At 40.8% G+C, this 24,399-nt stretch carries 24 protein-coding genes and 1 tRNA gene; 2 read left to right on the top strand and 23 right to left on the bottom strand.

Annotation, left to right across the window (positions count from 1 at the left end; all coding sequences use genetic code 11):
• Nucleotides 1-210: 210 nt before the first annotated feature.
• Nucleotides 211-2,190, bottom strand: coding sequence for an alpha/beta fold hydrolase (locus NH399_RS25860; protein ID WP_253038300.1), 1,980 nt, complete (start codon nt 2,188-2,190; stop codon nt 211-213).
• Nucleotides 2,191-2,194: 4 nt separating this feature from the next.
• A complete protein-coding gene (locus tag NH399_RS07525; RefSeq protein WP_253038299.1) occupies nt 2,195-2,857 on the bottom strand; it encodes a hypothetical protein in 663 nt (220 codons plus the stop codon).
• 314 nt (nt 2,858-3,171) lie between these two features.
• On the opposite strand from NH399_RS07525, the gene NH399_RS07520 reads away from it, so the two are divergent.
• Nucleotides 3,172-4,863 carry a hypothetical protein gene (locus tag NH399_RS07520; protein WP_253038298.1) on the top strand — a complete coding sequence of 564 codons (1,692 nt, stop codon included), beginning with the start codon at nt 3,172-3,174 and terminating at the stop codon, nt 4,861-4,863.
• A gap of 63 nt (nt 4,864-4,926) precedes the next feature.
• Here NH399_RS07520 and NH399_RS07515 read toward each other — a convergent pair whose 3' ends face one another.
• From NH399_RS07515 to NH399_RS07490, 6 genes are all read right to left on the bottom strand, one after another.
• Entirely contained in the window at nt 4,927-7,146 is a 2,220-nt protein-coding gene (locus tag NH399_RS07515; protein ID WP_253038296.1) for a hypothetical protein, read from the bottom strand.
• Between the two features lie 257 nt (nt 7,147-7,403).
• Nucleotides 7,404-9,575 carry a S8 family serine peptidase gene (locus tag NH399_RS07510; RefSeq protein ID WP_253038294.1) on the bottom strand — a complete coding sequence of 724 codons (2,172 nt, stop codon included), beginning with the start codon at nt 9,573-9,575 and terminating at the stop codon, nt 7,404-7,406.
• Nucleotides 9,576-9,891: 316 nt separating this feature from the next.
• Nucleotides 9,892-10,722, bottom strand: coding sequence for a hypothetical protein (locus NH399_RS07505; RefSeq protein WP_253038292.1), 831 nt, complete (start codon nt 10,720-10,722; stop codon nt 9,892-9,894).
• 346 nt (nt 10,723-11,068) lie between these two features.
• Nucleotides 11,069-12,100, bottom strand: coding sequence for a hypothetical protein (locus NH399_RS07500; RefSeq protein WP_253038290.1), 1,032 nt, complete (start codon nt 12,098-12,100; stop codon nt 11,069-11,071).
• A gap of 46 nt (nt 12,101-12,146) precedes the next feature.
• Nucleotides 12,147-13,754 carry a D-arabinono-1,4-lactone oxidase gene (locus tag NH399_RS07495; protein WP_253038288.1) on the bottom strand — a complete coding sequence of 536 codons (1,608 nt, stop codon included), beginning with the start codon at nt 13,752-13,754 and terminating at the stop codon, nt 12,147-12,149.
• A gap of 52 nt (nt 13,755-13,806) precedes the next feature.
• On the bottom strand, nt 13,807-15,654 hold the full coding sequence (locus tag NH399_RS07490) for a carotenoid oxygenase family protein (protein ID WP_253038277.1): 1,848 nt from the start codon (nt 15,652-15,654) through the stop codon (nt 13,807-13,809).
• 621 nt (nt 15,655-16,275) lie between these two features.
• Here NH399_RS07490 and NH399_RS07485 point away from each other — a divergent pair.
• Nucleotides 16,276-16,494, top strand: a complete 219-nt coding sequence (locus tag NH399_RS07485) for a CBU_0585 family protein (protein ID WP_253038276.1) — start codon at nt 16,276-16,278, stop codon at nt 16,492-16,494.
• A 26-nt stretch (nt 16,495-16,520) separates the two neighbouring features.
• Here the strand turns inward: NH399_RS07485 and NH399_RS07480 are convergent, their stop codons facing one another.
• From NH399_RS07480 to NH399_RS07410, 15 genes are all read right to left on the bottom strand, one after another.
• Nucleotides 16,521-17,078, bottom strand: a complete 558-nt coding sequence (locus NH399_RS07480) for a nitroreductase family protein (protein ID WP_253038274.1) — start codon at nt 17,076-17,078, stop codon at nt 16,521-16,523.
• A gap of 128 nt (nt 17,079-17,206) precedes the next feature.
• Nucleotides 17,207-17,512 (bottom strand): cytochrome c, encoded by a 306-nt coding sequence (locus NH399_RS07475; RefSeq protein ID WP_253038263.1) that lies wholly within the window; start codon nt 17,510-17,512, stop codon nt 17,207-17,209.
• Nucleotides 17,513-17,608: 96 nt separating this feature from the next.
• Entirely contained in the window at nt 17,609-18,079 is a 471-nt protein-coding gene (locus NH399_RS07470; protein WP_253038261.1) for a DUF3592 domain-containing protein, read from the bottom strand.
• 85 nt (nt 18,080-18,164) lie between these two features.
• Complete coding sequence (locus NH399_RS07465; RefSeq protein WP_253038260.1) at nt 18,165-18,599, bottom strand: DUF3592 domain-containing protein; 435 nt, start codon at nt 18,597-18,599, stop codon at nt 18,165-18,167.
• Between the two features lie 51 nt (nt 18,600-18,650).
• A complete protein-coding gene (locus NH399_RS07460) occupies nt 18,651-19,079 on the bottom strand; it encodes a DUF3592 domain-containing protein (RefSeq protein ID WP_253038258.1) in 429 nt (142 codons plus the stop codon).
• A gap of 51 nt (nt 19,080-19,130) precedes the next feature.
• Nucleotides 19,131-19,307, bottom strand: a complete 177-nt coding sequence (locus NH399_RS07455) for a hypothetical protein (protein ID WP_253038256.1) — start codon at nt 19,305-19,307, stop codon at nt 19,131-19,133.
• 477 nt (nt 19,308-19,784) lie between these two features.
• The gene (locus NH399_RS07450; RefSeq protein ID WP_253038254.1) at nt 19,785-20,405 is read right to left on the bottom strand and encodes a M48 family metallopeptidase; all 621 of its coding nucleotides are present in this window, start codon (nt 20,403-20,405) and stop codon (nt 19,785-19,787) included.
• 41 nt (nt 20,406-20,446) lie between these two features.
• A complete protein-coding gene (locus NH399_RS07445; protein ID WP_253038252.1) occupies nt 20,447-20,854 on the bottom strand; it encodes a DUF4259 domain-containing protein in 408 nt (135 codons plus the stop codon).
• 32 nt (nt 20,855-20,886) lie between these two features.
• A complete protein-coding gene (locus NH399_RS07440) occupies nt 20,887-21,060 on the bottom strand; it encodes a hypothetical protein (RefSeq protein ID WP_253038251.1) in 174 nt (57 codons plus the stop codon).
• Between the two features lie 57 nt (nt 21,061-21,117).
• Nucleotides 21,118-21,303: a hypothetical protein gene (locus tag NH399_RS07435; protein ID WP_253038249.1), complete on the bottom strand. Its 186-nt coding sequence runs from the start codon at nt 21,301-21,303 to the stop codon at nt 21,118-21,120.
• A 99-nt stretch (nt 21,304-21,402) separates the two neighbouring features.
• Nucleotides 21,403-21,948 (bottom strand): DUF4166 domain-containing protein, encoded by a 546-nt coding sequence (locus NH399_RS07430; protein WP_253038247.1) that lies wholly within the window; start codon nt 21,946-21,948, stop codon nt 21,403-21,405.
• A gap of 138 nt (nt 21,949-22,086) precedes the next feature.
• On the bottom strand, nt 22,087-22,548 hold the full coding sequence (locus tag NH399_RS07425) for a hypothetical protein (RefSeq protein ID WP_253038246.1): 462 nt from the start codon (nt 22,546-22,548) through the stop codon (nt 22,087-22,089).
• 44 nt (nt 22,549-22,592) lie between these two features.
• Entirely contained in the window at nt 22,593-23,042 is a 450-nt protein-coding gene (locus NH399_RS07420) for a PH domain-containing protein (protein WP_253038244.1), read from the bottom strand.
• Nucleotides 23,043-23,238: 196 nt separating this feature from the next.
• Nucleotides 23,239-23,682, bottom strand: a complete 444-nt coding sequence (locus NH399_RS07415; protein ID WP_253038242.1) for a hypothetical protein — start codon at nt 23,680-23,682, stop codon at nt 23,239-23,241.
• A gap of 342 nt (nt 23,683-24,024) precedes the next feature.
• Nucleotides 24,025-24,100 (bottom strand) — tRNA-Glu (locus NH399_RS07410).
• Nucleotides 24,101-24,399 lie beyond the last annotated feature (299 nt).

Genomic DNA, 24,399 nt, shown 5'->3' with positions numbered 1-24,399 from the left:
CGTCAAAATACCATCTGTCTTAAGGATTGCTTAAAGAATAAGTTATACAATTATATTTTGATAATTCTCGTGGGTGCTGTGGTTTTCCATTGGCTTTCAAGTAATCTGGCGAAGCAAAGTAACAAAGCTGGTGGTCAAGAAGCTTCTTGGCTTTCAGTCTTGGAGAACAATAAATGTCAAGCATGCTCTCTTATGTCAATCCAACGTCTTTTAAATATAGGTTTTCAAAAAAGTCAACACTCTGACAAAAAGATCGATGCTGGCTTTTGCGTCACCTAAGTGATGACCACCGTCTTCAATAATATGGTATTGGTAAGATTTATTATGCTTATCAAGCATGAGTTTCAGGCGACTGGCATGCTCTATGTCTACAACAGAATCTTTTGCACCATGAATAATAAAAATCGGATTTTTCAGACCTTGAATCTTATAAACTGGCGAAATAGATTTCAAACTTTCATAATCAGCGACAGGATCTCCAATATACTCCTTCGCCCAAACATCTTGCTTCTTCGTCATATTATGAGCATTCAAATATAAAGCCACATCACTAACCCCTGCAATGTTAACAGCACATTTATACAGCTCAGGATACTTAATCGTTAACATAGTTGCGGCATACCCTCCATAACTCATGCCGACCAAACAGACTTTATCAGCAGCAATGTCTTTTCTGTTGGCCACCGCTTGAGTAGCTCGATAAATATCCTCGAGTATCATGTTGCCCCACTGCATCTTACCCGCCTCTTTGTGCAGAAACGAATAACCACTTGAACCTCTATAATTCACCCTGAGTACAGCATATCCATTAGCTGCAAAAAACTGTGTCTCTGAATGAAAGTAGCGATGGTCAAATACGGAGATAGGACCACCGTGAGGCATTACAATAAGAGGCATTGGTTGGGATTTTCCATGAGGCATTGTCAATAAATAAGGAATATTCAGCTCCCCTACCTTGACACTACTCTCAATTAATCGGGTCTTCAGTTTACCATTCAGGTGCGGCAGCACGCTTCCAATAACGATTTTTTTTCCGGAGTTTCTATCAACGAATATGAACTTTCCCGGCTGATGATGTTTTTCTTCATAAATGAGGATTTTTTTACTATCGAGACTGCGACTGATAACCGAGCGTAACTCTGGCTTTACCTTGTGACCCAATGACTTTTTTTCATCCTCATTAAGATAAACATAATGAATATCCCCGCCTTTCAGTACTTTTACACCTAATAAGCGATTAGTAATAGGTTCAAGGATAAGATCGGTGATTTTAAAAGAGTCAACTTCAAAAATAAGTTGCTTAAACCCGGTATCAAAGTTCACTTTATAAACAGAGCGTTCATTTTCTTCAGCAAAGTCGAGACAGTAAAATGTATTCTCGGAATCTGCAATAGCGACTGGAATCAGCGTATTACGAACTTCTGGTGTTGACCGTTGTGAAGAAGACAACTCCTTTAGCGACCATGACTCAATAACTCTTGGTTTATCACCCTCACTTAATGTACTAAGAGCCACTGTATCTGCGTCTTTAAAACTCAACACCGCGACAGGCTTTCTGTCTGAATCAAAAAACCAGCGAGAAGCAAACCCTTCAACAGAAGAAACTTCGTTCTTCTTCTTAAACTGACCGCCGTCAACTCTCATTAACTTGCTGACTCTTTGCTTATGCTTCAATAGCTTTCTTGCATCTATTTGATACACTTTTGAGTAGACACCGCTTTTTGCGTAAAGAAATAAATTATCCTTATCAGGCAAAGAATGGATCAACCAGCCTTTAGTTCGAACACTGTATACATCTGCTTGCTGGTTTGCACCATAAGGGATTCTAATTACCAACAGATAGCTTGATCCCTGGGTGTCTAAAAGGTGCTTAACGCCTTGCTTTATCTCATAAAACTGAACTGCAACATGCTTCGAGCCAAGCCAGTTAATAGCTCGAATACTGGAGTCTCTGGCAGTAAAGTCAACCAGACTCAGCAAGATTTCCTCTTCATTTTTTCCAGTATCTATTAATACCAGCTTTTGAGTACCTGAGAGATTTCTAATAGCGGCGATATACTGACCATCAGGGCTCAATTTCGCCGATGTCATATCGACTGATTTAAAAAAATCTTTAGGCCTAATATCAGCATAAGCGGCACATGAAGACATGAGAGAAACAATAAGCGCCAACCGGATACAAAATAACACGGTGCTACTCCTTATTCTCATCAATAAAAGTACTATAGAAATCATCACGAAACCCGGTTCCATGACGAAGTAGAACCTGCTCTGGAAGCTTGGTTAACAAGGATTTAATGCGATCCTTATCCGTTGCAATTCGACTTACTAAATCGACACCAACATACTTAGTGCTGCGCTTCTTTTTAATAACAAGCTTGCCAATATAGTTGACTTTTCCGGCTTCAACGCTAAAACGCCATCTACGATCTCTATCGGTACTTAATTTATAAGGGAGATCGAAGTATGGAGCGTTTATCTTTGTTATTTGATACAGTCCCTCTTGCAGCTGAGTAACGTAAAATCCTTGTTTATCCTGACTTAACCGAATAAGCTTTTTATCACCTTTCACAGCATACTTTTGCTTTTGACCTAAATAAAGCTTGTCTCCGGTTTTTAAACGGACAAACTCGATTGAAGGCCCCGTTCCCCCCACATCGAGATCAACTAATAGATATCCATACCCCACCTTAAGAGAGGCTGCCTCTTCAATGGTACTAAGCTTAACAAGAGGATCATCCAAAGCATAACTCAACTTCTGGAAAAAAATAATAGAGATAAGTAGCCGCAAAGAATAACCAGACAAAGACATATACCTCAAGCTATAAGCACCAAGAGTACTATCAGAAAGCTTCATCCCTCTGACACAAAAGATAAAAGTGGCACTGCTGCCAGTCAAGACAATTAAGAAACTCTAGTCCCCACTCTTTAAAAGACAAATTATGTCACCAGCAGTATAAGACAAGATACATTATCTTTCCAGAAAGAAGTAGTGCCTACTCCCCAGCCCCAACATAATGCAGATTTTCTACTATGATTGATATCAAGCAATTAATAACAAAGGATTCGCTTATGAGTTCAGGCTTTTTTAATCAGATATCATCAAGGTTCATAATAGCCTGTTTCTGTATAATGCTTTTGCTTCTTTCTGGATGCGCAGGACAGATTAATATGCTCCCAACCCTGACAAAGAAAACAAAGCTAAAACCTAATCAAGGCATTGTTGTTGCTAGAGTTTTGAATGCTAGTGCTTCTGAGCTTCCATTTAATCTAATGACCATTACTCCAGAAGACCTTAACGCCTCAAAAAAACAGAAGCCATCTCGACTAATCGCCTTAGCTCCACAAATAAATAGCAGTACTGTTTTTGCCGCTCCTGCTGACGAAGGAAATTACGCCTTGAGTAATATTCACTCCTTCTATGCTTATGGAAATTACTGGTATAGACGTTACGTTCACACGGATGCCAAGTTTGGTACATTCAAGGTTACACCTGGCAAAGTGACTGACCTCGGTACCATTATTTATTATCCTAAGCCACAAGGAGATAAGTATATAAAAACCTTATTGCGCCTGCCAGATCCTCAACTGGGTGAAGTATTGAAGTCATACTTTCCTTTTTATCGCTTTGATAGCAAAGATGTTCTGAGCTGGAGCGGTGATGAACGAGAAGATGAACGTTACTCACTTTATTCATCCATTGCTCAAAATCCTGTAACATTTAAATTCAACTATAGAGCGCCAGATGGGGCCATCTATTTTCTAGCTCCCTTAGGAGTTATTGTCCGACGAAGCAACTTTGGCGAATGGGAACTTGATGCAGTAGAAACCAATCGAGAGTTAAAAACAATTGCAGAAAATTCCAGAGGCGATCTCATCGTTGGTGGCGGAGAAGGAAAGCTTTTCTGGAAGCCCAGAGGAGAAAACTGGCAAGACATATCACTAGAGAGTGATACTCAAATAGTTAAGCTTGTCTTTCACAATAATTCAACCATAGATATGATTACGACAAAAGGAGAGAAGCTCTTAATCTATCGCAGCTCAATAGAAGCAGGCCCTCCATCCTGGGAAGAAGTTAATCGTTATACAGTGAAAAACCAATGGAAAAGTCAGCACTCAGAAAACAATGAAGAAGAGAATAATGACAGCCCCTTTACGAAAAGAAAAAAAACATCAGCAAAAACCACTTACAAAAAGAGAATTACTCATGCCGATCTTTTTTCAATAGGAAACCAACACTTTATATCAATCAATACATTGCAGCAAAACACGAGTGCCATTTTTTCCAACGGAGATGCTGAAGTATACTCCTATGATCCAGAAAGCTGGGAAGCTCAGGAACCAGAAGCAGATCCAGAGGTTTCATTTGTTGTAAATGCAGGGGCCATTAAAATGGGGGTAGAAGCTCCTAGCTTTTGGTCGTGGTCATATCGGGACAAGTACTTCAGATATATTAAGTCAGACAACTCCTGGGACAAAATCAATACTTATGTTTATATGTGTAATGGTAAAATTCAAACCAACAAAACTTGTAACAATAAGGTTGCCAAAAAAGAGTCATTTTCATTTGTCTCCACCCCCATCTTTAAAAGTAGTCTGGAAGGCTTTACTATCGCTAGTTTTTCAGACTATGACTTTTGGAGCAAAGAGCGAACATACGAAACCAAGATCCTGAAAACCATAGATGGTGGAAAAACCTGGGTTGATACAGGGAACACATTGCCCAATGCACTCTGCAGAACACTCATTCCAGAAATTAATGACCGGCTGCTACTGTCTTGCGATGGAGCAACAGGCGACTTTTACGAATCCACTGATGAGGGAGTCAACTGGAACCATGTTCGGCAACATGAAAATTTTTAGCTCTTTTGTAGTATGTTGATTAGACCACCTGGAATCTCAGGTGGTCAGTATTTTTAACAAAAATCACCCCTCAAGTTGTTTCTTCAACTCCAACAATGCGGCTTCGGTCTTACCACCACTACGATGATGAAGCTTTGCGTGAGAACGAACATCTAACAAAGCTTGATCCACCGCTTCAACCAAATCATCCATTGACTCGGCCATGATTGCTTTTCCCTTTAGCGTTTCTAATATGTGATGTTTCTCTTGAGCAAGCTGTTTGTCATGTCGACTAACAAAGTGAACGACAGACTTCACCACTGATTGTTTACTTTTGTCTAACCTTTCAACCTGTTGCTTCACATCTTTAACAACGACATCATTAATAAAATGCATGAACTCTCGATTCAACTCGCCTTCTTGAATCATTTGGCGTAGTTGGACGCGAGGCCCCATACTGTCTTCCATCGATTCCTGTTGGATTTGCTTCGACAGAAGATTTTGCTCAATGCTAGAAGAAGAGCTCTCTTGATGACTCTCCTGTGATATCAACTTAAGTCGAGCCTCATTACCCTTTCCGACAACTTCCAGATGACGATTGCTTTCAGCCCAACTTAACAACTGATCAGCTAAATCACCGCTTTTATTTTGTCGTGCTTCTTCAATAAACCCATTTAATCGATTGACCAAAGCAGCAGGATGCATTTCTCGAGCTTCTTCGGTAATTCGAATAGTAAATCGCATCTGGGTTTCATCATAAGAAACCGTCACTATGTCCTTTAACAGCTCATTCATTCGATAAGCGTTACCCGAAGGGTCATCAGCATATTTGCGCACATTGGCATACTGTCCAGCAAAAAAATCTTGTACCGATTCTGGCATATAAGTCTCGTACAAATAACTCATACCGTCCGCCATCTTTCCACCCAGGAAAGTACCTGACTTCCATAAGTCGGTTATGTTTACTGGCTGCGACACCGATCCCATCGAATTAGGAGTTTGTGCAACCAGACCAGCATACCCCACCATCATTAGCGGCCCACCAATCCACTCTCCCATCGTATGTAATATAGAAGATGGATTATCGAGGCGATGTTGCGTACCGCTCTTCACCATTCGCTGTACATCTTTTAGCGCCAAATAAGTTTGCACCCTCTCCTGAGTCGTGGAGGACTTCTGAGGAATCACTTCTTGTGTTTCAACCTCTTCTGAAGGTGAAGGAGTAATCTCTTTTAAGTTGGTGTAGGTGATATTGGTTGGCTCTTTAACAACCAGCCAACGGCTGTTTTTTTGTACTGTCAGACATGGTGCAATTTCACAGGCTGCCATTAACTTTTCTGCGGCTTCAGTCTGGCCAGCTTGCTCAAACTCTCTAACCAGTTTTTGTAAGATGAACGCCATCTTATGAGCCGGTACATTCTCTCGAAAGTCTCGGTTTAGCTCAATTTCAATAGCTTTATTTGAGCCACTGCCGGAAACCTTCGCTATTAGTATTCCCTGATAATCGAGATTAATTTTTTGTGCAAGCTGCTCATGATTTTTGAGCGACTGCCAAGGCATCGAATTAATAATTCGGCCTCCGATAGAGTCATCGTTCAGACGTTCTACATCTATCTGGCTCGATGCTTCATTCATCCCCAGAACACTATCTGCAATGTCTCTAGAGTCTTTGAACTTTTCCTGTATCGTTTCAAAGCGGCCTTTATAGTCGCGCACGGTATCCTTCTGTCGCTCTATTATCCCAGAGTCCACAGTACCGCTGCGTGCTCCGCGCACAACCTCCGTTTCGAAGGCTTTTAACCAAGCATCAGATACCTTGAGCAAGTCGCCAAAAGATTCTATTCGCCCTGCAACTTTGGCACAGATACCGGGATGATCGATAAGGAATCGGTTCAGTAAATTTCCGCATGCGGCTTTCTTAACCGTTGCAGCCAACAATAACGTATCTTTACGACGAGGATCATCCGTCATTAATGCTTCGTAATCTTTATCAAAAGCAGCGCTTTCAAATTCTTCAATCTGTTGCAACAGTTTTCGCATGTCAGCTTGATCTTGCGGTGATTGTAATCCCTCGCTGATCAGGTTTTCCAAAATCACTCTGACATTCTGAACGAATACCATGCTTTTGTTCGCTCGTTCGTTTAACGCCTGTGAAGATTGAACCGGTTTGGTTTCTTGCAATTGAACGTTAGAAGATGAGTGAATAGTTGACGTTTTATTAGATGAAGAATTTACCTCGGATGTAGTAGTTTCTGTGTGGGGTGCTGTGTATTGAGTTTGAGTAGAAGGAAAATTAATCTGCATAGAAAACCTCTTTGACATCGAAATGCTCTTTATAAGAACAACAAAACAGGATTGATTTTTCGTTTTTTATTGCACTTAAGTAAGCGCACAAAAACTAGGTAACTAAGATGCTTCGGAGGTTGCGAGAATGTATGTAAAAAGGAAATATTAACATAACCACACAAACAAAAAGGACATTAATGATTATTGAAATTTTTGTACTAACACGAGCATAAAAAACCGCTCACAAAAGTGAGCGGTTTTCTAAAGCATACCAATTAATAGTTAACGGTGATTTCGTCTGAACAATTGGAAGTGCCAGTCTCACAAACTTGATAAGTTTCTGAGCCGGAACCAATACGCCATTCGCTCCATGAACCATCGTTAGCTGTTGAGCCTGAAAGTGAACCGCCAACATAGAGATCCACATTAGCTCCCGTTGCTCCACTCCAACTTAACGAAATATTTTTAAAGAAGAAGAGCGATGTTACTGATGCACTTAAATCGATGGATACCACAGGTGCCGACACTCGAACATCCTGGCTCACGCTCGCTTGTGCTCCATCATCATCGGTTACAGTAAGGGTCACAGTATAGTTGCCTTCTGCAGCATAACTATGGCTTGGGTTTTGCGAGCTGGATGTATTGCCATCGCCAAAGTCCCAACTCCATGCAACCACATTACCGTCGACATCACTACTGGCATCTGTAAAGCTGACATCCAGATCCGTTGCAGCAAAGGTAAAGTCTGCTTTTGGTGGTTCGTTGCTGCCATCAGAAATGGTTACCGCTTGCGAAGCAGAGTCAGTAGCGCCTTCGTTATCCGTAACAGTTAAGGTTACGGTATAACTACCTGCGGCTGCATAAGTATGGGCAGGATTTTGAGACGTAGAACTATTACCGTCGCCAAAACTCCAGCTCCAAGAAACCACACTGCCATCACTGTCGCTACTGCTATCGGTAAAGTTCACATCAAACCCACTGACAGCAAAACTGAAACCAGCATCTGGCGCTTGATTGCTACCACCACCCAGTGCTTGTAACGCAGCAGCGGCATCGATGATACCAGCACCACACTGATTACAGGTTCCAGGAAATGCGCGGGCCGTATCCATCAGAGTTTGTTGGACTTGGGCAGGTGTAATATCTGGCTTATGGCTATAAAGCAAGCCAACCACACCGGCAGCATGAGGCGCAGCCATACTGGTTCCCTGATAGAACGAATAACTGTCGGCTTCAGGTCCTTGCGTACCTGTATTCAATGTGGACAAAACACCATTCGCTGCACCACCGGAAGTCTCTCCTCCTGGCGCTGCGATTTCAACCACACTACCGAAGTTCGAATAACTGGCACGAGCACCGGAACGATTGGTGGACGCTACGGTTAACACGTTATTACAACTGGCCGGTGTAAAACTGCCAGCATCTGCGTTACTGTTACCAGCCGCAGCCACAACCGTTGTTCCTGCCGCTGTAATCTGATTAACAACGTCTTGCATAGCGGCGTCACAAGCAGCGCCACCACCTAAACTTAGATTAATAACATCGGCAGGATTGGGATTGTCAGGGACACCCGGTACCGAAATACCCGCAGCCCACAACATACCGTCTTGAATATCATCTAAGGTACCGCCACATTTACCAAGCACACGTACGGGCACAACTTTAGCTTGCGGCGCGATACCGGCCACCCCTTCACTATTGTCGTTAACAGCAGCGACAGTTCCGGCAACATGAGTACCATGCCAGCTACTGTTCTGACTAAAGAAAGGTGCACCGGGACATTCGAAAAATCCAAACCAATCACCTTCGTCACTGGCATCGTTATCACGACCATCATTGTCGCGAGCGGTACCTGCATTAGAAATAAAATCATAGCCAGGCAATATGTTGGCAACCAGATCCGCATGAGGTCGATACCCAGTATCAACAACAGCAATAACGGCACCAGAACCTTGGTTAATATCCCAGGCGGCGGGCATATTAATGCCTCCGGTTGCTTCAAAGTAATGCCATTGTTCGTTGTAACGAGGATCATTCGGTGTGGCCATCGTATGCAAACGACGATTGGCAACCGCGTACTCAACATTTGGCAACTTTTGCAAAGACTTTAAAACGTCGCTCATTGACTGGTCAGCTTCCAGTTTAATAAGCTGTGCTCCCGAAGCCATTTGGCGCTGCCAATTCAATGGAACATTAATTTGCTGACTCAAGTGTGCAACAGAGTTTTTCATAACTTGAGCTGTTGCACTTTTTTGCAGGCGATTATCTTTGAACTTAATAATCACTTGTTGCTGTTCAACCAGGTTCCAATCAAACGTTGACTGCTTAACATTAGCGACACTGGTTGACGCCATTAATGTATGACTAAGTAATCCTACTGCTAACCACTTATACATCCTATTATCCAACCCCGCACGACTGGAACGTATAGTGTTTTTAGTTTTCATTGTATTCTCCCAACAGATTCATCTGTTTTCATTATGATGAGTTTCACAGGCCTACAACGACAACCTGTGATAATAATTATGGAAACAAACGCCTGTTTGGAAAGTTCAACAAATTCTTTTTTCTTTTTATTTAGAAAAACATCCCAAATAACAATAATAGACTTTCACAGAACTCTCTCAGTGAGATTTAATAGCGCAACTATGTCTAGTTCGACACATAATAACCTTGTTTTTTATCAAGAATAATTATCCCTAAACTTAGTGCGCCTTTGAGTTATTATTCCACACCATTAATACAAGAATTAGGCGTGGTGCACTACCTATGTGCAACCACATTATTAAAACAAGAAATCGAACAGGTAAAAGTAACCAGGTTGCCATTAATTTCTACATCAGAATCCGGCACACTAAACTCGAGACGTAATCCTCGAACATAAAACACGCGTAAACGTTTGTCCGGTGTGCGAATGACCAAATAATCAACCCCATGATTCTTCGCGATTCGGTTCTGACTGACGCCCGTTTGTATGTTAGCAGTCAGCGGACCGATCTTGTGAGAGTACCTTAGTCGAAATGAACCATTGAGCAACTCTACACTAAAAGGCAGTGGATCAAGCTGAAGAGATAGAACATTACTGCCCGATAAACTACTCGAATGATAACGACTGCGCTTTACTATCTTCCATGCCAATTGCTGAGAATGCTTTAACGTTTTCGTTAATTGAATAAACTGCTGTAGCTCCCACTTTGAAAACTGGCTGCACTTCTTCTGCTGGGTATATGAGTCAGCAAAACGATATCCACTACTGAACGCTTTTCGATAAGCCTCCATCGAGCCAGGCATAACTGCACGATAACCGTTAGCATTTTTTCGTCCTTTTATTCGAATGGCAATCCAGGCGTTGGCTAGCTTACAAGCTTTTCGTCTGATGGTTCGACCATTGTTATAATTTTTGAAGAAGTTACGCCAGAATTTTTCGAAACTAATGGAGCTTTCCATTGAATCTAACTGACGAAAAACAGGCTTGCTAAAGTAAGTAATATAATCGTAATTGCCACGCTCGTAAGCGTATTGAAGTGGCTGCGAATATGCCAGGCTAGGGAGAGTAATAAATAAGCCTAATAAAAATAATTTTGTTAGTTTCACCTTCAAGTTTAATAATATTCATCGTCATCCTCCTATTCTATGCGCATAGAACAGCATTAATGCGCATTATAAAGTGACGCTAGTTTATTGATTGTAAACGATATAACCTCCCGCTACTTACGCAGTAGTCATGACTTAAAAAACTATAGCTTACTCTAGAAATACCACGTTATAGTATAATTTTCAAACAATTTAATGTGACATTTTTATCTCATCAATGAAATTTATAGAAAGCATAAAACGAGAAAAATTCAATTGTTTCCTGTCAAAACGAGACAAAAAAAATAAGATCAGACGTAACTTATGGGTGAATAAAAAATACGCCTGACCACTTTTTAAATTAAAATTATGTTTGATTATCGCAGTGCATTTCTCCACCAAACTCAAGTATGCCTTGCGGAAAAATATGCTCTTCAATTAACAAACCAAACCGATAAGCTTTCACATTGATCATTGCGCCCATGCTTTTCATTGACGGATAAGGCGCATTAAATACTTTGATCGAAGGCATTAACGAATCATAAAAACTCTCTTGGCTGGCTTCAGCTTGCACAACTAATTTTTTGAACAATGACTTGAACTCAATTGTCAGAAAGCCGGAACACGAATCGTATTCACGGGTGACACTAAGCCCATTAAATTTAGGGCGAAAAACCATGTTGGATTCACCAAAACGAAATTGAGCAGCCCACATTTCTAGTGGAAAGCCATGATCCGATCCTCCAGAAATCATAAGCTGATGTTCATTGGTTGTTGCCATAACAAAACTAAAGCTTTTGCCCTGGCTGGTTGTCCAACCTTTATCTATGTAAACAGAACCCATTCCAGCATAAGACTGTTCATTATTTTGATACTGATAAGTCGCAGGTGTTGCCAGGGAATAAACGAACCATTTGTTATCAACAAAGGGCAACTCGGTGATTAAGCCAAAGGGACTACGTCCGGGGTTTTCGCCTGACCAATAGTGTTGATGAGGGCCTATCCATTGCGTAGAAAAAGTTACTTCGGGCAAAGTCAATTCAATACGATTATCAGTTACTGATAAAACATCAGGAATAACAATACTCAATGTATTAGCATCGTCTTTGTAAGACAACCGGATGTCATCAAAATAGTAATCATGGATAGTATTTCTTCCTTGCTTATCGGTATGTAACAAATGTATATAAGCCTGCTCTTTTAAACTGTCCGCATCAGGCAAAACAAAAGTTTGTACAGAGAACTTAAAGTAGCCAACCTCTGGATCATAGATATAGAAAAACCACTGTTCATTCCACGGCTTGTTACTTACTCGATGACCATTGAAGTCTTGCAAAGAGGTAGCCATTGCCGATATAGAAAACCAAAATAATAAACTAGTCAGAATGAATCTAAGCATAATTAAACCTCATTAAAAAAGGCCACCGTATGTGGCCTTATCGTTTCTAGCGACAAATTTTGGCATCACTAAAATATTTACCGGCGGAACATTGAGTCCCCTCTTCACAATGGGAGTCATTTTCGCAATAGCATTCGCCACGCATATTGCAACCCGCTGTCATATAATTGCTTAGCGGTGTTTCACCACTGGCTCGCCGCCAAAAATCGTTAGTAAAAACATTGTTGGGGTCCATCTCTTGCTTAAAGGCCATAAACTGGTCCCACTTAGGAAAACGCGATGGCATGTCTTCAAAAATAGCAACCGAGTTTTTGCCCCAATGAGGTCGCGCGCCGTACTTACGCAATGACATTTGTTCGATTTCTAGATTAACGAAGTAATTCTTAGGCACTGCATTGCCTTCTTGACGTAGGGTATACTCAATGCCCAGGTAGGCAGTATCACGCCCCGCATTCATTCCCAAGTAACTGTTCGACGCTTTACCAAATCGAAAGTAAATACCATTGAGAGGAAAACAAGTTCTTGGGTGTTGCTCTAATACTTGTTTCACATCACGGATCCAGTTAGGCAACTCGTCAATAGGAATGGCAACTTCTTGCAAGGCAATGGGTAACCGATCCCAAATGCATGAGTCAGGATCTTTACAGCCAAAATACTGCATCTGATCAGAATGCCCTACCGGGTTACTTTGAATACGCTTTGTATCCAGGTCGCGATAATAAGAAGAATCTCTTCGGCTGTAACGGACTCGAGCAGCTAAACACTGTAATCCAGAACCAGGCACTTCATGAAGCGCATCAAATAACCACTTAAATAGAGTTTCCTCTAAGTCCGACACCTCGGCCTGCGCATTAAAAGCATTACCGCCAGTTTCTAAAGGCAGCTCATGATAGGTAGTTACCGTATAGCGGCCAATTCCCGGAAACCAGGCAATGTTCGTAGAGTAGTTGTTTCTTGCAATGGTTAAGATATCGTTCTCAAGATTACTGTCATCCCTCTTGCCATAGACATGAGCTGCTACTTTAAAAGCATCTTCTAACTGAATGGTCACCTCGACGACCACACCGAGCACGCCTAGATTCACTCTGGCAGCATTCAACTGTTCACCAGTTAATACTCTTAAGTTACCTAAACCGTCAATGATCTTCATCTCGGTAATGTAGTCTGCCAGCATATTATGGCGAATCAAGGAAGAACCATGAGTACCACTACCTAACATACCACCGATAGTAAAAGTGCCTAGCTCAGTCACCATGTTGACGGCTAGTTTTTGCTCTCGTAAAAATTCATTTAAGTCGTTAAAACGTAAACCAGCTTCGACAGTGACCTGTTTTGCATCACGATCAAAATGAACAATATGATTCATGTTCTTTAAGGTAATCTGAATCTGGCCTTCGTCAGCACATGCAGCATCAATTTGACTGGCAAACTTTCTGTTGCCCGTCATAATGGTGCGCCCTTCTGCTGCCGCCGTTCGAACAATACTTTGTACTTCTTCAATCGAGGCAGGATCGTAAATTTTATCGGGATGGCACTCATAGGTTCCCTGATAGTTTTTTAAGGTTTCTTGCTGTTGCTGATGATAGAGGCCATAAGCACCTCCCGAAATCATCGCCACAGACATCAAAGACACAGCCAGATGTTTCAGTTTCATTGTTTTCTCCATTTATTATTGCTAGTCAAGAACGAGCTCAACTTGGTGCTAGTTAACTGAACCGGGGAAGAATATGACTCTCTACAGCCTCTCTTACCTTGCGCGAATGACAGGGCATTTTTTCGCGGAAATGATCGGCATAATTGGCTTTATAGGGATAATTCCATTGCGGCGTGACTGACTCAGTCCACAACGCATGATTCGTGGTTGCAAAATTCCAATGATCATTTGCAAGAATACATACAGGGCCTTGCGATAGATTTGCTGCATCAAATAGCCAGCATTCTTTGCCATTTGAAGTTTCTCCAGATGGGTGTTTTCTGACAACAGCGGTAAAAATGTATCCATCATCTTGCGCACTAGAGCCTCGACGAGGCATAAACTGAGGTGTGCGCATAACACAATCTTCAGGAAATTGGTAAGAGTCACTGATAGTCATGGTTCGACAATCCATGTGCACTAACGCAGAAGGTATAGACTGTTGAGGTAGATCATCATTAGTAAATAACCGGCCAGGATAATTGCGATAGGCATAAGCAACTCGACGCACCAGATGCTCGGGCCGATAACCAATCGCAGACCAGTAAATATGTTCAAAGCTTTCTGGAAACTGAAAATGTCCACGATAAGCAGGATCGTTCATATCCCACAGCAAATGTTGATCTCGAATCAATTTAAAATCAGACGTTATCTCTCTGACTCGATCAGGTAACACCTGGATTCGAGCTCGAACCAAACCACCGACATCAACCGGAGCCACAGGATATCCAGCAATGCCGGAATCAACGCGCCCACCGAACTGCAGACGCTCCCAGAAGTATTGAGGCTCAGACTTATCCATCGCACCAAGATATTGTCCATACAGCGTAATTTCATCGCCACTGTCATCATAGTTACACATGATGTCAGAGGTATCAAAATCCAACTCTAGATAGTCTGCAACAACATTCTCTCGGCCATGGATCAAATCTGCTTTGCGAATAACCCACACAGGCGTTCTATGTTGCTGAGGCACCACAATATGAGTACCTAGTAGTCGAGTATTTTCTACACGTGCTGCCGTTTCGAATACGAGAATATGATTACGCGTTACGCCTAATGAGTGAGAGGTCGCCACAAGAAAAGCATTGTTGCCTTGGCGATCCACGATATTCCATGACTTAAATCGCCCAAGACGATCCCACTGGATCAATCGTATGAAACTGTTTCTTAGGCCTGTGGTGCCAACGTTGCCACCATAATTAATGGTAATGCAGTTTCCTGTTTCCAAATCAAAAAAAGGATGACCAGTTGTTCTCACCTGTGGGAACAACCATTTATCAGGAGCAAAGAAATCGGCGGCGGGCGGTAAACTGGTTTTCCATTCATCAGGCTCACCAATAGGCGAAATCAACTCTAGCGAATGGGCATCAAACTCATAGGGCACGCCACCTTCATAACTCAAGGCAAATCGATTGTCTCCCATGTAATTAGGTGCGGTATTGCAATAGTTCATAAACCCAAGGTTTGGACTAACGTAGATCATGCCCCCCATTAAGTGGAAGCGATCAAACAATCCGCTGACCTTATCCTGCATCAACGCAGAGTGGGTATCGATCATCTTACGAGTAAAGTGAACATCATTATTCTGAAAGTCTATTCGGCTTATTGCACCTCGACCATTAGGAGTAAGGTGGTTTCGATCAAGAGGAATGCCTTCTGCCATCAGTACGTGGCCATAAAGATCACTTGGTAATTGCCCCTGAATCACATTAAGTGTTCCAGATGTTGCTGAAAAATCACCATACATAATCGAGTCAGGAAACGATGAGCTCGAAGCAGCACTAACTTCTCGAGATAACGTTACTCCAGGGATCGTAGAAACCAAACCAGCCGCTTTTATAAAACCTCTTCTTTTCATTCGATGCCTACCTATTTTTGTTTGTCTCAACCAAGCAGAATTATCATTTTATTTTTAGTTTTTTATCCAAGTTAAAAAGTTTGCGTATGGATATCGCGACAGACTATCGCTCGAAAAATATCGATTCAATACGAGAAAAAGGCTTTAGTAAGAAATATTTTGAGATGTATAACAAAGCTTAGATAAAGGAAATATTCAACGAGACAATAAGCAACACATGAGTTAACTCGCTGTTTATTGAGCAGCGATTAAAAATTTTATTTATGAAAAAATCCATTAATTAAGAATTAAAAACTCAATTAAGCAATATCAAAGAAATGTATCCGGCAACCGAAACAAAAGAGTGGTTATTTGCAGATAATTTGGAAAATGATTTGTTTGTAAAATCCCAAAGCGAACTCAACCTTTCATGTTTTCCTACAGAAAGTAAAAATACGAATGGCAACGCATAACTTCCAATGACGAGCAGCTTTCTGTGAGCGCTTAACTTTTAGTTCTTCATCAACTCATGCTCATCTTGTGATCGCAAAATCTATTCTTAACTTCACATAAAGTTGTCTTAGTCATTCAGTGTTGCCACTAAATCCATAAAAACAGTTTTCAAAATGCAATGTTATCGCTATGATTAGGGAAGGAATACAAGCCGGAGAGCAGGTAGCAATGTCGATTGACCGTAACTACGAAAGTGAGATGAATCGTTTTTTGAAAGAGTTAGATACTCAGGCAGACAGCCATTCTGATAGCCGAAAAAAGGAAGAAGAGAAGTATCGCCGCCTTAATGCATTAAGAGATGGGACAGCCGATCCTGCTGAAAAAAGTAAAATTTGGGAAGGCTTCTAGCACTTCCCAACGATTTAAAATATCAATTAGCGAAACTCGACAAAATCATCAATATCAATGTCTTTCAATGCTCGCTTAGGGTACTCTGGCGTGCCCAAGTACAAAAACCCTGCGATTTCGTCGCTTTCTTCCAACTCCAACAACCGCTTAAGATCCGCACTATAATTGAGCTCTCCACTGCGCCAGTAGCCGCCAAGCCCCATGGCTTCCGCCGCTAACAGGATGGAATGAACGCCACAACCCGCCGAAATAATCTGCTCGACCGCAGGTACCTTCGGGTGATCTTTTATTTTCGCCACCGCGATAATAACCATAGGCGCTCGCAACGGCAAAGAACGGGCTCGATCCAGCTTTTCTTGGGAGATATTAGGGTCTTGCGCCTGTTTGGCCTGAGCAAACAAATCACCCAACCAGTTTAATGCTTCTTCACCTTCGTAGACCAGGTACTGCCAGGGCTTCAAACAGGCATGATCTGGCGCTCTCAAAGCGGCCTTAAGCATGGTGGTTAACTGCTCGTTGTTTGGACCTGGAGCTTTTAATTTACCGTGTGATGTACGGTTTACTAATAAATCAATGGCGTCCATATAGACTCACTACTCTTAATTTATATCCAAAGTATTTCAAAATGCAGCCAGTACCGCTGCATATTTAAAAGACGACGAATATATGCATTATCGACTCAAAGCTTACTCAGCTTTCCCTGTGTGGATTGCTATTTCTTGGCAGGCATCGCTGCATAATATGCAGCCAGATTATCAATGTCGGCGTCACTTAAGCCCTTGGTCATGGGCGACATAAAGGGACTTTTGCGTTTACCGTCACGAAAGGCCTTTATCTGTTCAACCAGATAGGCTTCTTTTTGACCAGCCAAGTTAGGATAATTAGGCAACACTCCTACCCCATCGTTACCATGGCAACTGGCACAGACAACAGATTTGGCCTTGCCTGCGGCCACATCAGCTGCACCGGCGAATGTTGAAATAATCATGCTACAACACAAAACAACGGCTTTTTTCATTTCTATTGGTCCTCGCAAGATGGAGCAAGCATTATAACGCTATGCTTTTCTTTTTACAGGGGTTTTTTGGGTATGCTTTTCGGCTTAAATAGGTAACTATGGAAACATTTTGTTGATAAAGCTTGAGAGAAAGAAGTAGCCCAATGGTCCAAATATAATAAGTGACAACAGCTCCTCAAAATATATCCAATGAAACCAAGGAATAAGACAGCACTCTTCTGGCTTATTAGGATTGTAGAAAACCTGCACTTTCTGTTGATTGCGAAAGCGAGAAACCAAGTATTTTGAAGTGGATTTCCAGTTTAGTGTAGGCCCAAAAGTCACGCAACTGGATTGATATTCGATATCATTAACTGAATACTTATAGGTTATGTTTGCGGTGTAATCATCATCAAACTCTTCTTTCTCAAGTTTACTTTTGATTACCTTTCCATCCGCCTTCGGCCAATCAATGGCGAGAATCGACTTAATCAGGTTTCTGAGAATATAAAGCGAACCCAAGATAAAAGCGGAACCAACAATTAAGATTCCGATGATTGAAATTATTTCTTTATTATCTGGGCTCATGCTTCACTTTACTATGTAGAGTAGTGAATTGCGTTTAATACTAATTTGGGTTCATTTTTAAAAATGAAGGAGTTCAATTTCCAACCTAACGTTCTTCAAACATACTTTTTTTAGCAAACAAGTAATGCAAAATAATGACCAAAGCAATAACAAATAGAGCAATAGTATAGCCCCAAATGCGCCAAAATCCATTCACTTTGGCATTAGATGGATCCGTAATTAAGTATCGAACCGAATAATATTGTCCTTCCCCATCATCTTCATAAACAAGAATGCTAGCTTCGAATTGATAAATCAATTGATCACTTGCCTCAAACTCAATAACAGGATAATAAGCCGCGTCTCCGTCACCATCCGTCGACTCAACAAAATCCACTACGACACCATCAGCACTTTTGGAGTAGAGCATGAACTCACTGATGGTGTAGCTTTTCCATAAGGCGAAACAAAACAATGAAATTCCAAGTACTAACTCAATGGATTTAAATACGCTAGTGATCTGTTTGTCTATCTCTTTCACCTAACTACACAACCCTTAAGCTTAGCAATGCCTACTTTTCTTCCAGCCCGGCTACTTAAACTTAAATATCCTATCCAAAAAATAAGGCACCAAAAAAATCATGGATAACAAGAAGCCAAACCAGGTGCTTTCCCATGTATTCCTTGAGCGATTGATTCTTGCATCAGAGGGATCCGTGATCAAATAACGAACACTGATCTTTCGTCCCATCTCGTCATCATGGTAAGAGCTTTCACTTGATTTAAACTCATATACTAGCTGGTCACCAGCTTCAAACTCGATAATAGGATAATAGAGGGTATCTCCGTCATTGTCGGTACTCTCTGCCAAATCTACCACGACTCCAGTTGTCGTTTTGGAATACTTTATAAACTGATGAGTATCATAAGCTGTCCACAAAGTACCCAGTAATAATAACAAACCAATAACAAGTATGGGTGTTCTTGATTTACCCTTCTTCTGTTTCTTTCTTCTAACCATACACCCTACTTTTCCTGTTGCTATCAAACCAACTGTATATAGTCCCGTTATTTAGCTCTTCTTTTTGCGGCACGTAAACCCATCAGAATTCACCGATGCAACATTACCTTCACCACACGTCTCAAGCGCAATCTCAGAATTATGAGCGTTAGACCACCCATCCGCGATACCCCAAACTATCAATAACGCAAAAACTATAACAATCGTCTTTCTCTGAAAAATAGCCATTATCCTTCTCCGGACTTATTAACAACTCCAAAACCACACCAACTCATCTGGGGTACACAAGCCCCTGAGCTTGATATTTTCCAACCACTAGTCTGCAATTTCATCTTTATATTACATATATCGCGTAAATCAAAATCTAAATAATACTGAGCTACGGTAAAATGAACTCATCTGAACAATATTTAATCAAACAATATTAAAGTAGCTACATCCAACTCTATTAACTTTGACTGACCAATCAATTAACTTAATATCCAATGAATAACGAGTATAGGCAGAACGAAACCAATAACAGTAGCCATCATTGCATCCAGAATATGGAAAAACTTATCAATAAAATCAGCTCTTTTAAAATCTGTGATAGAGTCCGAACGATATTCTCTGCTGAAGACAAATCGCCAGAACTTGAAAACTTCAAAAAGAAACTCAGCCAAATCAAACACAAAACCCGACCTTTTATTACATTAGCAACAACCACTAAGACGATATAGAACGCAACTCCTTAATCAAGGCTTTATACTCCTCACCCACAAGCCCTAGGCTTTGATGATAACGAAACCCCGACTTTTTTATTTCAGCAGCATCAAATGCACTCTCAACATACTTTGACGCTTGCTCTTTATCGCCATACTCAGCAGCAATAATGGCCTTTGCTGCATTCCACTGAAAATACTCAACAGGAAACGTTAAACGGCTCAGATGCTTATCCAAAACATCGATAGCCTGTTGGTATAAGTTAGCTCGCTTGTTCTCTGCAATGGTTAATGGATATAGAAGATAAGCACCGGTTAAAATATTAGGAAACTCTTCTTCTCTGGCTAAAGCTTTGCCATAAGACTCTATCGATTTATCAACCTCACCTTTCGCGAGAAAAGCTGATGCCATATCACAATAAGCCGGAGCATTGCCAAAATCATCATTCAGTGCAAAATACTGTTCCAAAAGATTAAGGGAAATATCAGGCTTCTTTTGTGCAAGAATAGAAGCCTGAATTCTTAAATACTGCGCTTTATCACGAGCTCGATTAAGTTTCTGAAAAAATTGGGTCTCTATATCATCATTCCATTCTAAATTTCGATACCAGTCTTCACGGCCCATTCTGTTTTCCTTATATTTTTGCAGCTATTACTCATTCAACTCTACGAAGCACTTATAGCAAGCTTTAGCTTATTAACAGACTCGAACCATTCTTCCTGCCCTTCCCATAGTTCCACAAGCTCAGAATTCTCCGACAATAATAGCTCAATAACTTTCAATGCTTTATCTACGAGTTCTGGTGAGGGAGTCTGCTTGTTTTTGCTAATCCATAGTTCAACAGACTCAGTATAAGAATCCGATTGGGTTCCCTTATCCATCAGCTTAGCGATGACTTCGATGGCTGCTACCGCTTCTTCGCCTTCGGTAGATTCCAGGTAATCGTTCGCTTCTGCAATCGCTTTATCTAGTGTGCTCTCTATAAAGGAAAATCCGCTAGATTCTTCCAGTTCATAAGCCCAATCACAGGCAGTGTCATTTCCAAAAGGTTCGTGAGACCAGGCTCCCATCATATTCTCCTTATTTAATATATAAAATGTCTATCCTAATTCTGGCTTTTCTTTTTATCAAACTTAGCAGCGATAACCAAAGCAACTCCTACGAAAACCCCGACAAAAACAGCTCGATAAAAGTCTACACCTTCATCAGAATTCATCACTACTTCGTATAATAATGTGCCAGATAGCCCACCTAAAAAACCACCGATTAAGTGCTTCATATACCTTCCTGTCTACTTCTTGCTCTTATTAAAATCAAACATCTTGTGTTGATAATTTTAGCTCTTACGCCCTTCTTTACATTTGTAACTATCCACTGTTACCTCAGCGATATTGTCTTTGCCGCCACAAGCTTCCAAAGCCATCTTTGCATGATTATCAACTAACCATTGCTTAACCAAAGGATTCAGAGCCCAGGCCAGAATTACAACCGCTACAATGCCTCCCCAAAGCCACTTTGTCATTTTATCTCCTCACTACAAAAAACAACCAACCTCTATCCATCGGTTCGCACTCATTTTCCTAGTCCCTAACCGAGCAACAATATTACAAGTCAGAGTAAATCAAGCTTCTACACCATCATTCACAAGCTGCATACTGCCGCCATAAGCCAGAATAAGCCCAACAAAAGGCATACTGACTTTCACTTTAAATTGATACACTTCATTGCTCTCAAACTCCACAGCATAAATATTAGGGCTTAAGAAACCAGGCAAAGGAATTCTCCAAAACTTAGTTTTAAAGAACCTATATTTTAGAGTTCCCTCTTCTTCCTCGGCTCGAAAGTGCAAGTCGAGAGGACCAAGCTTTTCTACCAAGAAGTCTTCTTTAGCAATGAAGTGAGAACGCATAATATGTCCATCGAAGTTGCGAAACCACTCAATTCCATCACCTGAATGGCAGCAGTCTACACTTAGAACAACATTATCATTGGCTTTGGGAAAGCCAAAGAGATTGCAGATTAGTCGCGCAACAAGATTCCCACGTTCAACTTTTACATTACCTTTAATACATTGCTTACCAATATGTACCTGTCTCACCAATGGCGAGAGTTGATGAAATGACTCGCCCAATTGTTCAGAAAGAATATTCAAGTGTTTTTGGTGCATAGAATACTAACTCAATGTTAGAGAAATCACTTTTACTAAAAACTGCTCTTTATACATAAAAATAGACCTTTAACTTCCTTAGTATCACACTTGGTATCTAATGCTCTTTCTGATTATTCAATAAGAAGCCAACTACGCTTACCCTCTATCAAGTAATACTTCCACTTCCTTTTCATTCCTTCTGCCTTTAACAATCACAATAATCAAAAATATCAACCCGAACACTGTACCTACTGGAAACGCTAATATCCAGAACAATGAAGCAACCAAAAAATAAGCTTTAAAAAATTTGTTTTGATAGGAAGAAATAAATAGTGCGAGAGAAGAAAGGACCAAGCCAGGAAAAGCAACAATGACTCCAATGACCAAGTGAGAAAGTGAAGAACTGATCATATTAGCCATTGCTTGAGAATCGCCGTTACCGTTCAGTGTAATTTCTTGAAACGCATTGTACATAGAATAAATATAGGCTGGCGTCCCATAAAAAATGCCCAACTGCAACAAAGCTCCAATTATGAATAATACTTTGCCAAGCTTTACTCGCTTTTGAGTTGGACGACCTATATCGCTTAACGGTGTCTTATAAAATGTATTTGTCATAACTAATCCAACGGAGCTTCTTATTTTCTGTATATTAAGCTTGTCTAACCATCTTTTTTTAAAGCTTTAATAAAGCCTTCTTCGTCCTTCAATACTAACGAAATACTGCTTTCGTTGTGAAAGGCTACTTCAATCCTTCCTTTGACACGAGATACCGACTTTATATCCTCCAAAGGCGTTTTTCGAGTCAAATCACCAATAAAGCCCATCGCAGTAAAGGCAAAAAAAGTACCTTTAATACACAAGTCGGTCTCGGTAACGCTCACGTCTAAAGCATTTCGCGCACCACCCATTCTTGTGATCAATGATTTCTTTGAATGCCCCGAAACTCCTTTCTCTCGAAATAGGGCTTGAGAAAAATCAACGCCATCAAAAAGTGCTTTTGACTTTTTCCACCCCCAGAAAAAGAAAGGCCCTAGAACTGCAACGTAGATAGGAATGAATAACAGCCAAATAGATGGGTTGTTTTCAAAATAAACAATTATCTCGTTCATCTAATCGAAAAATTCCTTACTTAATACATGATAATAACTGATGTAGTACTTTATAGGCCGAAGAGACGTCCTGTCTCCGTTCTTTCTTTATAAAGCCACCCTAACAAACCTAATGAAATACTATCTAGTTACGAAGAGCTACTCAATGGCCGAGCACTCAACTTATTTGAGCAGCGTATCCGCTGCTCTGCTAAAACTAAAAACGATTTTCTACATCCTTAAAACAAGCATTAACTTCGTTTGGCGTCATGTTTTGCACATTAGCCATCTGAAAAGTTAAACACTGAGCTAAAAGAGTTCCATACTTTGTCGCCTCTTGTTTGTTAGGAATAATTTCGGGCATGACTTTTAGTAACCTTTCTGAACAATAAGGATAAACACGCTGAATATTATCTTTGCAAGAATTAACACTGGTACTTCCCGTGCACTTAGCAACCCTTACATCTATTTCGCACATGTGTTTTTTTGACAATCCATTGGCCAAATCAATGTACATGAATTTCGTCATTTCCTTTTTGGCTGTTTCTACTTTAGGGGTTTCAACAACGGCCTTTGGCGGCTCAGCAACTTCCTGCTTTAGCTTTTTAGTATTACAACTGGTCAAAACAAACAGTGCACTTAATATAATAATGAATCTCATTTCTTTTCCTTTATTCAATACATAACATATACAACTTTAGAGATATGCGGTCGCAATTAAATCACAATCCCCTGCATAATCCAACTCGTCCTTGTTTTAGTATTAGAATTTCAGCACGATACAACCGCGCATAAATCTCAAATAAAAATACTCGATGTAAAACGCTTGCCTTAAACTACTTATCCAAGTAGTTTAAGATTTACAAGATGAAGATATGGCTCTTGCGACTGTTTGGCTCCAAAGACCAATAAGCTTATGAGCAATCATCATTTGAGGAAAATACTTTGGCGGCAATTTTCAGGCAAAAAAAAGCCCGCTTCATTGAAGCGGGCTTTTAAAATATGGCGTCCCCTAGGGGATTCGAACCCCTGTTACCGCCGTGAAAGGGCGGTGTCCTAGGCCTCTAGACGAAGGGGACAAAAACAGACTCTCTCGTCGAGATGGCGCGCATTCTATAGAGCGCTAGCGCGATTGTCAAAGCTTTTTTTGATGGTCCGATAATTAAATAAATCATTGAAGTTTCGTCGCAATTATTGCACATCCTTCGTACGAATAATGTTAATATGAGAAAGTCTTAATAAATGAATAAATATGCAGCTGTATGAGCATGGTTCCCCTGGCAAAGCGTACAAAAATTAAACACTTCTATTATTTGTTTTAATATCTGCGCAACAACCTCGCTCGAATACGTACTAACTAAATAGAACACCATTTATA

Source organism: Pleionea sp. CnH1-48 (assembly GCF_024124665.1).
Taxonomy (GTDB): domain Bacteria; phylum Pseudomonadota; class Gammaproteobacteria; order Enterobacterales; family Kangiellaceae; genus JAMXSB01.
This window is presented reverse-complemented; position numbering and strand designations above follow the sequence as displayed.

Excerpts from the sequence above, each read along its gene's own strand:
- NH399_RS07415 (WP_253038242.1), bottom strand. The coding sequence starts at position 23,682 with ATGAGATTCATTATTATATTAAGTGCACTGTTTGTTTTGACCAGTTGT.
- NH399_RS07450 (WP_253038254.1), bottom strand. The coding sequence starts at position 20,405 with ATGGGCCGTGAAGACTGGTATCGAAATTTAGAATGGAATGATGATATA.
- NH399_RS07435 (WP_253038249.1), bottom strand. The coding sequence starts at position 21,303 with ATGACAAAGTGGCTTTGGGGAGGCATTGTAGCGGTTGTAATTCTGGCC.
- NH399_RS07470 (WP_253038261.1), bottom strand. The coding sequence starts at position 18,079 with ATGAGCCCAGATAATAAAGAAATAATTTCAATCATCGGAATCTTAATT.
- NH399_RS07420 (WP_253038244.1), bottom strand. The coding sequence starts at position 23,042 with ATGAACGAGATAATTGTTTATTTTGAAAACAACCCATCTATTTGGCTG.
- NH399_RS07510 (WP_253038294.1), bottom strand. The coding sequence starts at position 9,575 with ATGAAAACTAAAAACACTATACGTTCCAGTCGTGCGGGGTTGGATAAT.
- NH399_RS07520 (WP_253038298.1), top strand. The coding sequence starts at position 3,172 with ATGCTCCCAACCCTGACAAAGAAAACAAAGCTAAAACCTAATCAAGGC.
- NH399_RS07440 (WP_253038251.1), bottom strand. The coding sequence starts at position 21,060 with ATGAAGCACTTAATCGGTGGTTTTTTAGGTGGGCTATCTGGCACATTA.
- NH399_RS07495 (WP_253038288.1), bottom strand. The coding sequence starts at position 13,754 with ATGAAACTGAAACATCTGGCTGTGTCTTTGATGTCTGTGGCGATGATT.
- NH399_RS07515 (WP_253038296.1), bottom strand. The coding sequence starts at position 7,146 with ATGCAGATTAATTTTCCTTCTACTCAAACTCAATACACAGCACCCCAC.
- NH399_RS07460 (WP_253038258.1), bottom strand. The coding sequence starts at position 19,079 with ATGGTTAGAAGAAAGAAACAGAAGAAGGGTAAATCAAGAACACCCATA.
- NH399_RS07475 (WP_253038263.1), bottom strand. The coding sequence starts at position 17,512 with ATGAAAAAAGCCGTTGTTTTGTGTTGTAGCATGATTATTTCAACATTC.
- NH399_RS07445 (WP_253038252.1), bottom strand. The coding sequence starts at position 20,854 with ATGATGGGAGCCTGGTCTCACGAACCTTTTGGAAATGACACTGCCTGT.
- NH399_RS07485 (WP_253038276.1), top strand. The coding sequence starts at position 16,276 with ATGATTAGGGAAGGAATACAAGCCGGAGAGCAGGTAGCAATGTCGATT.
- NH399_RS07425 (WP_253038246.1), bottom strand. The coding sequence starts at position 22,548 with ATGACAAATACATTTTATAAGACACCGTTAAGCGATATAGGTCGTCCA.
- NH399_RS07490 (WP_253038277.1), bottom strand. The coding sequence starts at position 15,654 with ATGAAAAGAAGAGGTTTTATAAAAGCGGCTGGTTTGGTTTCTACGATC.
- NH399_RS07525 (WP_253038299.1), bottom strand. The coding sequence starts at position 2,857 with ATGAAGCTTTCTGATAGTACTCTTGGTGCTTATAGCTTGAGGTATATG.
- NH399_RS07455 (WP_253038256.1), bottom strand. The coding sequence starts at position 19,307 with ATGGCTATTTTTCAGAGAAAGACGATTGTTATAGTTTTTGCGTTATTG.
- NH399_RS07500 (WP_253038290.1), bottom strand. The coding sequence starts at position 12,100 with ATGCTTAGATTCATTCTGACTAGTTTATTATTTTGGTTTTCTATATCG.
- NH399_RS07480 (WP_253038274.1), bottom strand. The coding sequence starts at position 17,078 with ATGGACGCCATTGATTTATTAGTAAACCGTACATCACACGGTAAATTA.
- NH399_RS07430 (WP_253038247.1), bottom strand. The coding sequence starts at position 21,948 with ATGCACCAAAAACACTTGAATATTCTTTCTGAACAATTGGGCGAGTCA.